Here is a 12921-nt window from a genome sequence, read left to right on the forward strand (position 1 = left end):
AAAACAGTTTGTCCCCTCCGCCGTGCTTTTTTATGTTCCTCGCAGACACCTCAATAGCGGTCACAGGCGGAGAATCACGATGTTAAAAATTGCGATAGTGGGCATGGGCAATATTGCCAATTCACATATCCAGGCATTTTTGCAGTTTCCTGAGCGCGGCAAAATTGTCGCGGTAGCGGATGTGTATCCGGAAAAAGCGCGCGAGAAATTGCAGCGTTACGGCCTGCACGATGTGCGTGTTTATCGCGATCATCAGGAGATGTTGGCTGAAGGGGCTGACATTGACGTGGTGGATGTCTGCACGCCGCCCTACGTCCATGCGGAGAACACGATTGCGGCGCTGCAGGCCGGGAAACATGTGCTGTGTGAAAAACCGATGGCGGCCTCGCTGGAGGAGTGCGATGCAATGATCGCCGCGCAAAAAGCCAGCGGGAAAATATTGTCGGTGGTCGCACAGAACCGCTTCACTGACGCTTTCTGGCGGCTGAAGGCGGCCGTGGATTCCGGGCTGGCGGGCAAAATTTGTCATGCACAAGTGGACTCCTTTTGGTGGCGCGGTCACGCCTACTATGACTTGTGGTGGCGCGGTACCTGGGAAAAAGAGGGCGGCGGCTGCACCCTCAACCATGCGGTACACCATATCGATGCTATGCAGTGGATGCTCGGCGCGCCGAGTGAAGTGGTCGCCATGATCGGCAACGTGGCGCACGACAATGCCGAAGTTGAGGATCTCAGCGCGGCTATTTTCCGTTATCCCAACGGCACCCTGGCACAACTCACCGCTTCGGTTGTGCATCACGGTGAAGATCAGAAAATCGTGCTGCAGGGTGAAAAAGCGCGACTCTCTGCTCCGTGGAAAGCGGTGGCTATGCAGGCGGCTGAGAACGGTTTCCCTGAGAAAGAGAACAACCAGGCGCTGGAGAGTGAGCTGGAACGTTTCCATGCGGATACGCCACCGCTGAAATGGACGTTACATGCAGGACAGGTGGATGACTTCTTCTCCGCCATCGAACAACAACGGGCACCGCTGATTGATGGCGTGCAGGGTAAGCGATCGCTGGAGCTGATCACCGCCATTTATAAATCGGCTATCACCAAAAGCACTGTCTCCTTGCCGATCCCTAAGGATGACGCCTTCTATCGCACCGGCGGGCTGATCGCCCATGCGCCGCACTTCTATGAAAAACAGGCTTCGGTGGACAATTTTGCCGACGTCGATGATATCCCACTGGGCAAAAACTTTGCGTGAGGACACAACCATGAATAAGCAGGATGGCATGAACTACGCGCCGCAAGGCAAACCGCAGCCGGTGGTGCAGCCGGGGGAATTCGTGATCGCAGCGGCAGGGCTCGATCACGGCCACATTTACGGCATGTGCAATGGCTTAACCGAAGCCGGCGCCACGCTGAAATGGGTGTTTGATCCCGATCCCGCCAAAGTGGATAAGTTTGTGCAGCAATATCCGCAGGTGCAGGTGGCGGACTCACTGGACACGCTGCTGGCGGACCCGCAGGTTCAACTGGTGGCCGGGGCGGCGATCCCGTCACAACGCTGTGCACTGGGCCTGAAGGTGATGGCAGCGGGCAAAGATTACTTTACCGACAAAGCGCCGCTCACCAGTCTTGAACAGCTGGAAGATGCGAAAGCGATGTGCGCCAAAACCGGGCGGAAGTATGCGGTCTACTACAGCGAACGTTTACACGTTGAGAGCGCGGTGTTTGCCGGACAGCTGGTGGAAAGCGGGGCTATCGGTCAGGTGGTACAAACACTGGGCACCGGCCCACACCGTGAAGGCACTGGACGGCCAGACTGGTTCTATCAACGTCGTTATTTCGGCGGCATTCTGTGCGATATCGGAAGTCATCAGATTGAACAATTCCTCTATTACACTGGCAACAGTGATGCCACCGTCGTGGCCAGCCAGGTGCGCAATTTCCGCCATCCGCAACATCCGCAATTTGAAGACTTTGGTGATGCCATGCTGGCCGGAGAGAACGGCGCGACCGGCTATTTCCGCTGCGACTGGTTCACGCCAGACGGCTTATCCACCTGGGGCGATGGTCGTATGACGCTGCTCGGCACCGACGGTTATATCGAGATTCGTAAATATACCGACCTGACACGTGGCGAGCAGGATGTGGTGTACCTGGTGAATAAAGAGGGGGAATTCCGCTATGCCGTGTCAGGCGAAGTGGGTTTTCCCTTCTTCGGGCAACTGATTAAAGACTGCATTCATCGCACCGAACACGCCATGACCCAGCAGCATGCGTTTAAAGCCGCGGAGTTGTGCGTTAAGGCGCAGATGTTAGCCAACGCGGGATAACGCCTCCCTTTTTACGTTGATTTCCAATTCTGTTGATAACAACAGCGGCAGGGCATTGCACCTTGCCGTTATTACACCCCTACCAGAACAGGAATCGGATCGATGGTTAAACCTACAGAACGTCGCGTCGGTTATGGTGTAGCAATAGGCTACGGATTAACTGACTTATTTGGCGGCGGTGCCTTTGCGGTGATTGGTACCTGGCTGCTGTTTTTCTATACCACCTACTGCGGATTATCGGTATTTGAAGCCGGTTCGATATTTGCTATTGCCCGCGTGATCGACGCGATATTAAGTCCGATTATGGGTTATATCACCGATAATTTCGGCAATACCTGGCTGGGGCGTAAATTTGGTCGCCGCCGCTTCTTTATTTTGATCTCCTCACCGTTAATGCTGCTGTATGGCGCACTCTGGGTGACGGATATGGGCTACTGGTATTATCTGGGCACCTATCTTACGATTGAATTGCTCTCAGCGATGATACTGGTGCCGTGGGAAACCCTGTCATCCGAGATGACCAATCGCTTCAGTGAGCGTACCCGTCTTTCCGGTGTTCGCCTGATGTTCTCCGCGCTTGGCAGTTTCCTCGCGGTTTCTGTGCCGGGGGTGATCATGTCCTACACCGGTAAAGACAATGCCATCACCTTTACCCTGACCGGGGTGATTTTCTCGGTAATTTATTGCATCGCCGTGTTTATTACCTGGCTGACCACCTGGGAGGCAAAGGATATTCAACCGGAGGAGGATGTCGCGCAACGATCCGCACGAAGTGGCAGTTTGGGTTCGCACCTTAAATTTCTGTTTGTGGATTTGGCGTCGTCATTCAAAATCAAAGCGTTTCGCCAGCATTTGCTGATCTATATCTGCTCATTTACCGCGATGGACGCCTTTTTGGCGGTCTTTACCTATTTCGTGATTTACGGTCTCAAGCAGGATGCTTCATTAGCCTCACTGCTACTGAGTAATATGATGTTTATGTCTATCCCCGGCACCTTTATTTTTATGATGTTGCTAGGGCGATATAACATGACGCCTTCTAATGCGCTGAGGATCTGCTATCTCAGTATCACCGCCATCTTCGTTCTGCTGTTTGCTGTCTATTTGTGGCAGTGGCAGATACCGACGCTGCTGTTCAGCACGCTATTTCTCTTCCTCGGGATTGTGCGTGCAGGGCTGTTTTACATCCCGTGGAATATTTACAGCTTTATACCGGATATCGATGAGATGGTGACCTGCAAACGACGCGAAGGCATTTTCGCGGGCGTGATGGTGCTGACGCGTAAAAGCTCGGTTGCCATCGCCATCTTTATGATCGGCATCGTGCTGCAAGAGAGCGGATTCGTGAAGGGCAATGGCGCACAACCTGAGAGTGCCATTCATGCGATTGTCGGGCTAATGGTGTTCGTCACCAGCGCATTGCTGGCGGTGAGTTTCTGGCTGACCTTTAAGTTCAAGTTGACCCAGCGTAGCCACAAGTTGTTGATCAAAGAAGTGGCGCGCCGCAAGTTGGGCGGCGCCCCCGCGCACTGCGATGCAGAAACCCGCGTGGTGATTAAAGACCTCACCGGATATTCCTATGACGAGGTGTGGGGGGCGGGGCATAAGAAAACAACCAGTGAGCCGGTGATCATTCAGAGCGTTAAATTAAAAGAGTAGGGACATAAAGCAGGGCATCATGCTGCTTAATCAAGCGCTTTTGGGTCGCCATAAATGGCGTAGTGCTTGTCAGTTAAGCGACAGACGATAACGCCGTCTGGGGTCGCACCGGGGCAGGCGGTCCTCACGCCGCTACGCGGTACCTTCACTTCATTCGTCTGCCTTACGGACCGGTGCCGATGGAACATCCATGTTCCAGCGCCACCTTTCGCCCGCGTCCTGCGGGCTCTCCTGGCATACTCACGCCGTTCAGCGCTGCGGATGCCTGCCCCGGTGCGACCCCAGCCGGCTCATTAGCTTCAGTGCGACTTGTTAAAAAGGGCACATTGTCTGAGGCTATGACGCCTCTGCTGCCCCCTCTGGGCTATCCGCAGCGCTGAGACTTTTACGTTGTGCCAGGAGCCCCACGCGGGGAGGCGTGGGGCAGTTCGCGGCCGACCATGGATGGTCATCCGCGAACGGTCCGTCCGGCACGACGTGGAAGTCGAAGGTACCGCTTTAGCGGCGCGAGGACGGCCCAGAGGGGGCAGTAGTGGCGGCAGAGCCCGCACTGAAAAGAAAGGCCACTTATCAATAAGCAGCCTGAGTTCTTAACTGACGAGCATTAAGCCATAAATGGTGACCCTACAACGATCCTGTGCGCACACCTGGCGCATCGTTGCAAATTTTCCGCTATTTGCCTTATGGCTGCTAAGCTTATCTTCATCGCGCCAGCGCACGGAATGTGCGCGATTTCCTCAGATTCAGGCTCAGAGGTTGTGTACAATAGCTGAGAATTTTCCGAAGGAGTTGTCATGCCCGCCATTGAAGTTATTCTCGTCGACCACCTCGATCGTCCCACCGGCAAGATGGAAAAGCTGGAAGTACATGAGAAAGGATTACTGCATCGTGCGGTGACGGTCTACGTGTTCAATTCGCGCCATGAACTGCTGCTGCAGCGCCGTGCAAACGGCAAATATCACTGTGGTGGCTTGTGGAGCAACACCTGTTGTGGTCATCCTTACCCACAGGAGTCGACGCGCGATGCCGCAGAACGTCGCTTGCGTGAAGAGATGGGTATGCAGTTAGCGCTGACCCCTGTATTCGAATTGAGCTACAACCTGCCGCTCAGCAATGGTTTGACCGAGCACGAATACGGTCATGTGTTCTTCGCCATCAGCGATGTTGAGCCGCAACTCAATCCGGAAGAAGCGGATGCCTGGTGCTATCGCTCGATTGCGCAGATTCAGCAGGAAATGCAGGATGATCCTGAGCAGTTTACGCCCTGGTTCCTGCACACCTTCCCACGCATCCCCAATACCCTTGGCGACTTCCGCCTGACTGCATAAAAAAAACGCCCCATGCATGGGGCGTCGTCATTCTAGCTAAAGTCTTCCGCATCGACATCGTAGCCTGAGGGTTCCCAGCGAATCGCCAGCAGAGCCAGCAATCCGATCAACGGAGCAAGGAAGATCACCCAAAATACCCCAGTACCAAACGCGGCGACCAGTAGCGGGAAAACAAACAGCGACACGGTCGAACTGCCGCGCATCAGCGTCTGGTTAAAGCCAACGCCGACGCCACGCAGTGAAGCCGGATAGCTCAGTGAAGCGAACGTCATGGTGTGCGAGCCCGGCCCAAATCCCTGACCAAACAGGAACAGCGCCAGCATGGCGATGGCAACGGCGGCCTGTTCACCGCCTTCAGGACGGCCAATCAAAGCCAGTCCGAGCAGTGCAATACACTGGCAGCTATATCCCGCCACTGACATCTTCCAGGCACCGAGACGCGGCACCAGACGCACGGCCAGCAATCCGCCGACAAACGCAAACAGCAGGTTGAGCGCCAGCGACACCAGAATGGTGGTCAGCATCGATTGGGCGAAGAAACTCGAAATGATCACCGGCAGGCCAAACGCCACCGCGTTATAGGCGAACGATGAAGCAATAGAGGTCACCGTGGCTAAAATCGTCCGGCGTCGATAGACACCCTGAAGCAGCGCGCCATAGTTGCGCCAGCTGGCCTTGCGTACCGGTTTGGCCTGGGTTAAATCGGCATCATCCGCCACCTGCGCGTTGATGTTGTAGGAGCGTTGCAGGATCTGTGCTGCCCCCTGCAGGTTGCCCTGATTCGCCGCCCAGACCGGAGATTCACTCATATAACGGCTGCGAATCGCGATGATCAACAACGCGGGAACCGCGCCAAAACCAAGAATCAGACGCCACAGCCAGTCGGTGTGACTCTCCGGCAGCACCGCATACAGCAGTAACACCAGCAGATAGGAAATACTGATTGCCGCATACCAGGTGGGGCACCACATCGCCACACTGGCCGCCTTATTGCCCTGTCCGCGCAGTTTGGAAAACTCCGCCAGAAACGCCATCGCCACCGGCAAATCAATGCCGACCCCCAACCCCATCACGAAGCGCGCACCGCCTAACACATATTCGTTCGGCGCAAAGGCGCAGGCCAGCGCAGCGACCACGAAGAAGAACATATCCGCCATAAAGACGCGGTAGCGGCCGATTTTATCCGTGAGATAACCGCCGATCAGGGCGCCGACAATCGCGCCGAAAGTGATGGCCGAGGCCACCATACCGGTGCCGGTGGGGGTGAGATTAAATTCGCGCGTGACGTCTTTGATGCCAAAGGCCAGTGCGCCGAGGTCGTACGCATCAAGAAACACGCCGCCCAGCGCGATAGCGACCACAATGCGCGCGTTACTGCGCGATTCATTGCTGTTATTGACAAGATTCGACACGTCAGCCGCGCTGCGAATCCATTTTGTTTCGCCTGATGGCGTATTCCCTGCCAGCGCGACGTGCGCCGGAGAAGCTAAGTCGGACATGATGTTATGTATTTTATTGTAAAGAGTGGGCCTATGAGAATAATCCCCAGTCAACGCTTTAAAAATTCCATTTGGTTATAAGTCCTTCGTTACGGTTATAAACAATGCGCAATTCATAGCAGAAAAAGCTCGAACTGCGCGGCTTGACCGCCCCCATCTGGTTTCGCCAGGCTACGCTTGATAGTCACACAGCGAAACATAAGCAGAGGAAAGCGGCATGATTAAGCAGGGTTTATTGGGGATGATCGCGTTAGCGATGAGTGTGGGCGCGGCTAACGCTGCTGATCCGGTCAAGGTGGGATCGAAAATCGATACCGAAGGTTCGCTGCTGGGGAACATTATCCTGCAGGTTCTGGACAAACACGGAGTGAAAACCGTCAACAAAATCCAGCTCGGCACTACCCAAGTGGTGCGCGGCGCGATTACGGCGGGTGAACTGGATATCTATCCGGAATACACCGGTAACGGCGCATTTTTCTTCAACGATGAGAAAGACGCCGCCTGGAAGAATGCACAACAGGGCTACGAGAAAGTGAAAAAGCTCGATGCCGATAAAAACCATCTGGTCTGGCTGACACCCGCCCCAGCCAACAACACCTGGACGATTGCGGTGCGTGGCGATGTGGCGCAGAAAAACAATCTTCACTCCCTCGACGACCTCAGTGCTTACCTGAAAAAAGGCGGCACTTTCAAGCTGGCCGCGTCCGCGGAATTTATCGAACGCAGTGACGCACTGCCCGCCTTTGAAAAAGCCTATAACTTCAAGCTGGATCAATCGCAGCTATTGTCGCTGGCGGGCGGGGATACCGCGGTGACCATCAAAGCGGCGGCGCAGCAAACGTCGGGCGTCAATGCGGCGATGGCGTATGGCACCGATGGTCCGGTGGCGGCGCTGGGTCTGCAAACCCTGAACGATCCTAAAGGTGTGCAACCGATCTATGCACCGACGCCGGTGATTCGCGCCAGCGTGCTACAACAGTATCCAGATATCGCCAACTGGCTGCAGCCGGTGTTTAGCAAGCTGGATGAGAAGACCTTGCAACAATTAAACGCGCAGATTGCGGTTGAAGGTCAGGATGCCGGCCAGGTCGCGCAGCAGTGGTTGCAGCAGAATAAGTTGCTGTAAGCAGTGCCGCCTCTGTTGCTTAGACCGCGCCAGCAGCCGGTGCTGCTGGTGCTTACACTGCTGATCACGCTCGCCCTGTTTGCATTGCCGTTGCTGAGCTTTGCGGCGAATCGTCTGGTCTCGGGGCAGCCGCTGATGCTGTGGCAGGTAGCGCAATCCTGGTGGTTGCTGCTGCCGTTGCTGGTGCTATGGCTGGGATTGTGGTGCCAGCCGCATCGTTACCCTCTGCTTGTGGCCATGCTGGCAGCTGAAGTCATGCTGGCGTTGTTGGTGGGTATCGCCGGGCATGCCGCGAGCGCCCTGGCGAATGGCGGCAGTCCGCTGGCGCGTACCTCGTTGGGCAGTGGTTTATGGTGTGCCGCCGCGCTGGCGTTACTCCTGGCGGCTGAGGTCATCCGCCAACTGGCTGCCAGCACGCCCTGGCGCATTCTGCTGAATCTGCAAATCTGGCTGGTGCCGCTGGTATTGTTGCTCAGCGGGCACCTCGATCACTTATCTCTGTTAAAAGAGTACGCCAACCGTAAGTCGGTGTTTGATGCGGCCTTTAGCCAGCATCTGCTGCTGTTGGGTGGCACGCTACTGCCGACATTAATGCTTGGTGTACCGCTAGGGTTGGTGATTGCCCGACGGCCACACTGGCAAAGTGCCGCCTTCAGCGTGTTAAACCTGATTCAAACCATTCCTTCTGTTGCACTTTTTGGTCTGCTGATTGCGCCGTTAGCCGGTTTGGCTTCTGCCTTCCCGGTGCTGGCGAGCTGGGGTATCAGCGGAATTGGCACCGCCCCGGCGCTGATCGCTTTGGTGCTCTATGCGCTATTGCCGTTGGTGCGCAGCGTGGTGGCCGGATTACAGCAAGTGCCACAAGAGGTGCGTGAAACCGCGCGCGGTATGGGGATGAGTGCGCTGCAACAATTCTGGCATGCAGAACTGCCGCTGGCGCTGCCGGTGTGGCTATCGGGTTTGCGCGTGGTGGTGGTGCAAACCGTGGGGCTGGCGGTGGTGGCAGCGCTGATTGGTGCCGGAGGATTTGGCGCGATTCTGTTTCAGGGATTACTGAGTAGCGCACTGGATTTGGTCTTGCTGGGTGTGATTCCGGTGGTGGCGCTGGCGGTGATGTTTGATGCCGCGTTGCGTTTACTGTCGGCACTGTTGGAGAGGTCACATGATTGAGTTTCACCAGGTCAGCAAAGTGTTTGCTGGCAAAACGGCGGTGCGAGATCTGACGCTGCATATTGAGAAAGGCAGTTTTACCGTATTAATTGGCACGTCCGGCTCGGGCAAATCCACCACCCTGAAGATGATTAACCGGCTGGTGGAACATGACAGCGGTGAGATCCTGTTCAACGGAGAAGCCATTGAGCGTATGGATGCGCGCGCCTTACGCCGCCGTATCGGTTATGCCATCCAGTCTATTGGGCTGTTCCCTCACTGGAATGTGGCGAAAAATATCGCCACCGTGCCCGCTTTACTGGGCTGGCCGCAGGCGAAAATTAATCAGCGCGTGGAGGAGTTGCTGGCATTGTTGAATCTGGACGCGCATCTGGCATCACGGTTTCCGCATCAACTCTCTGGCGGACAGCAACAGCGAGTCGGTGTAGCGCGTGCGCTGGCTGCCGATCCGGAACTGTTATTGATGGATGAACCCTTTGGTGCACTCGACCCGGTGAATCGTCAGGCACTGCAGCAGGAGATGCTGCGTATTCAGAAGCTCTCGGGGCGAACCGTGGTGCTGGTGACGCATGACATCGATGAAGCTCTCACGCTGGCCGATCGGTTGGTGCTGATGGACGGTGGAGAGATTATTCAGCAGGGCAAACCCATCGAACTGTTGACGCAGCCGGCCAATGATTTCGCGCGTGCCTTCTTTGGCCGCAGTGAGTTGGGCGTGCGATTGCTCGCGTTGGGACGCGCAGGCAGTGCGGCTCGGCGAGGAGAGTGGCTGGAGGGCGAACCGATTGCTGCGGCACTCACGCTGCGTGAAGCGTTGTCGCAATTTATCGCCCGACGCACAGATAAGTTGCCGGTGGTGGATCAACATCAGCAGCCGCTTGGTGTGCTGCATTTCAGCGATCTGCTACGCCAGCGGGAGGCGGGGTAATGCGTCTGTTGCGCGATCCACTCTACTGGTTGCTGGCCGCGTTTTTGCTGCTGCTGTGGGGATTACCGCACAGTGGGCCGCTGTTCGCCCACTGGTTCCCGCAGCTGGATCGGCCGCTGTATCAGCAGGAGAGTTTTTGGCAGTTGGCGTTGGCACATCTTTCATTGGTGTTGAGTGGCAGCATGCTGGCGCTGGTGGTCGGGGTCGGCTGTGCGGTATTTGCCACACGTCGCGCCGGACGGGCTTTTCGTCCGCTACTGGAGACGTTAGCAGCAGCCGGGCAAACCTTTCCACCGGTGGCGGTGTTGGCGATTGCGGTGCCGGTGATGGGTTTTGGCGCGACGCCCGCGATCATGGCACTGTTCCTTTACGGACTGCTACCCATTCTGCAGGGCACGTTAGCGGGATTAGACAGCGTGCCGGCCAGCAATCGCGAAATCGCTATCGGGCTGGGCATGGGGCCCTGGCAACGTCTGTGGCAGATTGAACTGGCGCTGGCGGCTCCGGTGATCATGGCCGGAGTGCGTACTTCGGTGATGATCAACATCGGCACGGCGACCATTGCGTCTACCGTGGGCGCGGAGAGTTTAGGCTCGCCGGTGATCATCGGACTCAGCGGCTTTAACACCGCCTATGTCATTCAGGGGGCCGTGCTGGTGGCGTTACTGGCGTTAATCTGCGATCGCGTATTAGAGCGCGTGCAGAGAACACTCAGTGGCTGGGAAGGATAAGGCTGTAACCAACCAACATCATGCCGCCCATGCCGCCAATGGCCATCACGGCAAACAGGGTGCCGATGAAAATTTTATTCCAGTTCATAATGGAAACCTGAGTAAAGTCATGGAGTGCGGCATGATAGCGCGCACATCCGGCGAGGCAAAGGCCGAGTGTGCGATTTTTCGTTAAGCGGGATCGTGGATGTGGATGGAAAATCCTTGCGCCTGCCAGTGTTCAAACTGCTCTAACTGACGGCGCGTCGGCTTTTTACCTGTCCAGATAAACAAATTTTGGCCGGGAAAAAGCTCAGGACGCGGCATATCCAGCGGTTCGGCTAACACATCCATGCGCCAACCCTGTTGCGATAAGCGCCAGGCTTCCAGCCAGATGCGTGTGCGATCTTCGACACCCCAGCCAATCATTAACGCATCTTTGCCGGCTTTTTTCCGTCCACTCGCCAGGCAAAAGGTCACGTAATCTATCAACGCACCATCCAGCAGGCTGCACATGGTGCGCGCGGTGTTTTGGTCGAGCCCAAGGCGTTGACGCACTGGCACAAAAATGTGATCGATCAACGCATCCACCGGATGTTCGCGGCCAATCGTGGCGATTTTAGTGCGTAATTTAGCGGGGCGAACATGTCGCAGCACGCCCATTAACTCTTCCTGCAGCGCGCTCCAGCCATCATGCGCATTCACGGTTTCGCCTTCCAGCAAGGCTTTGACCTTACCGACAGGCACACCACTCTCTATCCAGCGTTTGATCTCTTCAATACGCTGAACATCTTCGTCATCAAACTGACGATGTCCGCCTTCGGTGCGCTGGGGTTTAAGTAAACCGTAACGGCGCTGCCAGGCGCGCAGTGTTACCGGGTTGATTCCACAGCGCTCGGCAACATCACCGATACTGTATAAGGCCATAGCGTCCTCAAAAATTCTGACCTGCATTACAACACCTTAACCGTCACGCTTGGGTTGTACAACTCTTTTGTTCCTGTACAACTTGACCCATTGCACGATTTCAGGTTCTATCTCATTATTGAGATTTAATTCCCATAAATGAGAGGTGACGATGTCTGTGTTAAATACGGAAGACCGACTGGCCGCCCGACTGGCCGAGTTGCGGGTACAACGTGGCTGGTCGTTAGACGAGTTGGCAATGGCGACAGGCATCAGTCGTGCCTCATTGTCGCGCATTGAACGCGCCGAAACCAGCCCGACAGCCGCTTTGCTTAACCGACTGTGTGTGGCTTACGGCTTAACCATGTCGCGTTTGCTGAGTGAAGTGGAAGAAGAGTCGGCGCTGCTGTTGAAAGCCAGCGACCAGACGGTCTGGCACGATGAAGCCAGCGGCTATCAGCGTCGCAGCGTGTCGCCACCTGCCAGCCAGTTCAAAGCCGAAGTGGTGGAGTGCGTGCTACAGCCCGGTGCGCGTATTGAGTACAACGCGCCCCCGGTGCAGGGACTGGAACAACACATCTGGCTGCAATCTGGCGAGTTGACGTTCACCATGGATGAACAGCGTTGGACTTTACAGGCGGGTGACTGCCTGCGCTTCCATCTCACGGGGAAATCCTCCTTTGAAGCGCATCCTGAAGGGGGCGCGCGTTACCTTTTGGTGGTGTGTAAGCCATGATTGAGATCGAACAATTAAGCGCGACGCAAGCCCAACCTCTGTTGGCGGCGTTAACCGATGTGTTGCAAGGGTGCGTGGCAGACGGCGCCAGCGTGGGATTTATTGATGCAGCCGATCGTGGTGCGATGGAGCGCTTTTGGCAGGATAAGATCTTCAGCCTGGCCAGCGGCGATAATCAACTGCTGGTGGCCTGGCAGCAGGGCGTGATCGTGGCAACGGTGATGGTGGGATTCAGTGCGATGCCGAATGGACGCCACCGTGCGGAGATCAGCAAACTGCTGGTGCACCCTGATGCCCGGCGCCAGGGGATTGCCCGTCGCTTGATGCAGCACGCCGAGCAGTTGGCCACAGGGCAGGGTAAAACGCTGCTGGTACTGGATACGCGCAGCGGCGACGTGGCAACCGATCTCTATTTATCGATGGCATGGCAAATCGCGGGATCGATTCCCTATTATGCGGAGTCGACCGAAGGGGCTCTGGATGCAACGACGGTGATGTATAAGTGGGTCAAATAACGGGTTGAGAGGGTCAGACC

Annotated in this window: 13 protein-coding genes; 10 read left to right on the forward strand and 3 right to left on the reverse strand. The window is 56.1% G+C overall.

Annotation, left to right across the window (positions count from 1 at the left end; genetic code table 11):
- Positions 1 to 79 precede the first annotated feature (79 nt).
- The 4 genes from ACPUC8_RS20835 (at position 80) to idi (ending at position 5311) form a co-directional block, all read left to right on the forward strand.
- On the forward strand, positions 80 to 1249 hold the full coding sequence (locus tag ACPUC8_RS20835; RefSeq protein WP_494927238.1) for a Gfo/Idh/MocA family protein: 1170 nt from the start codon (positions 80 to 82) through the stop codon (positions 1247 to 1249).
- A 10-nt stretch (positions 1250 to 1259) separates the two neighbouring features.
- Positions 1260 to 2324 (forward strand): Gfo/Idh/MocA family protein, encoded by a 1065-nt coding sequence (locus ACPUC8_RS20840; protein ID WP_494927239.1) that lies wholly within the window; start codon positions 1260 to 1262, stop codon positions 2322 to 2324.
- 102 nt (positions 2325 to 2426) lie between these two features.
- A complete protein-coding gene (locus tag ACPUC8_RS20845; protein WP_058969798.1) occupies positions 2427 to 3983 on the forward strand; it encodes an MFS transporter in 1557 nt (518 codons plus the stop codon).
- A gap of 794 nt (positions 3984 to 4777) precedes the next feature.
- Entirely contained in the window at positions 4778 to 5311 is a 534-nt protein-coding gene (gene idi, locus ACPUC8_RS20850) for an isopentenyl-diphosphate Delta-isomerase (RefSeq protein WP_039329650.1), read from the forward strand.
- 32 nt (positions 5312 to 5343) lie between these two features.
- Here the strand turns inward: idi and ACPUC8_RS20855 are convergent, their stop codons facing one another.
- Positions 5344 to 6810 (reverse strand): MFS transporter, encoded by a 1467-nt coding sequence (locus tag ACPUC8_RS20855; RefSeq protein ID WP_058969796.1) that lies wholly within the window; start codon positions 6808 to 6810, stop codon positions 5344 to 5346.
- Between the two features lie 217 nt (positions 6811 to 7027).
- On the opposite strand from ACPUC8_RS20855, the gene osmF reads away from it, so the two are divergent.
- From osmF to ACPUC8_RS20875, 4 genes are read left to right on the forward strand one after another with little or no spacing between them, the layout of a single operon-like run.
- Positions 7028 to 7936, forward strand: coding sequence for a glycine betaine ABC transporter substrate-binding protein OsmF (osmF, locus tag ACPUC8_RS20860; RefSeq protein ID WP_039329646.1), 909 nt, complete (start codon positions 7028 to 7030; stop codon positions 7934 to 7936).
- 3 nt (positions 7937 to 7939) lie between these two features.
- The gene (locus ACPUC8_RS20865) at positions 7940 to 9106 is read left to right on the forward strand and encodes an ABC transporter permease (RefSeq protein ID WP_039329644.1); all 1167 of its coding nucleotides are present in this window, start codon (positions 7940 to 7942) and stop codon (positions 9104 to 9106) included.
- Positions 9099 to 10034: an ABC transporter ATP-binding protein gene (locus ACPUC8_RS20870; protein WP_494927240.1), complete on the forward strand. Its 936-nt coding sequence runs from the start codon at positions 9099 to 9101 to the stop codon at positions 10032 to 10034. Before ACPUC8_RS20865 ends, ACPUC8_RS20870 begins: the two co-directional genes overlap by 8 nt.
- Positions 10034 to 10765, forward strand: coding sequence for an ABC transporter permease (locus ACPUC8_RS20875; protein WP_039329640.1), 732 nt, complete (start codon positions 10034 to 10036; stop codon positions 10763 to 10765). Before ACPUC8_RS20870 ends, ACPUC8_RS20875 begins: the two co-directional genes overlap by 1 nt.
- Here the strand turns inward: ACPUC8_RS20875 and ACPUC8_RS20880 are convergent.
- Both ACPUC8_RS20880 and ACPUC8_RS20885 read right to left on the reverse strand, forming a co-directional pair.
- The gene (locus ACPUC8_RS20880; protein WP_231568843.1) at positions 10746 to 10853 is read right to left on the reverse strand and encodes a hypothetical protein; all 108 of its coding nucleotides are present in this window, start codon (positions 10851 to 10853) and stop codon (positions 10746 to 10748) included. The genes ACPUC8_RS20875 and ACPUC8_RS20880 overlap by 20 nt on opposite strands.
- Before the next feature lie 83 nt (positions 10854 to 10936).
- Positions 10937 to 11671, reverse strand: coding sequence for a MerR family transcriptional regulator (locus tag ACPUC8_RS20885; protein WP_039329653.1), 735 nt, complete (start codon positions 11669 to 11671; stop codon positions 10937 to 10939).
- A gap of 151 nt (positions 11672 to 11822) precedes the next feature.
- On the opposite strand from ACPUC8_RS20885, the gene ACPUC8_RS20890 reads away from it, so the two are divergent.
- Both ACPUC8_RS20890 and ACPUC8_RS20895 read left to right on the forward strand, forming a co-directional pair.
- Positions 11823 to 12386, forward strand: coding sequence for a helix-turn-helix domain-containing protein (locus tag ACPUC8_RS20890; protein WP_058969791.1), 564 nt, complete (start codon positions 11823 to 11825; stop codon positions 12384 to 12386).
- Complete coding sequence (locus ACPUC8_RS20895; RefSeq protein ID WP_039329637.1) at positions 12383 to 12901, forward strand: GNAT family N-acetyltransferase; 519 nt, start codon at positions 12383 to 12385, stop codon at positions 12899 to 12901. Before ACPUC8_RS20890 ends, ACPUC8_RS20895 begins: the two co-directional genes overlap by 4 nt.
- Positions 12902 to 12921 lie beyond the last annotated feature (20 nt).

Source organism: Pantoea sp. CFCC18177, from assembly GCF_059412425.1.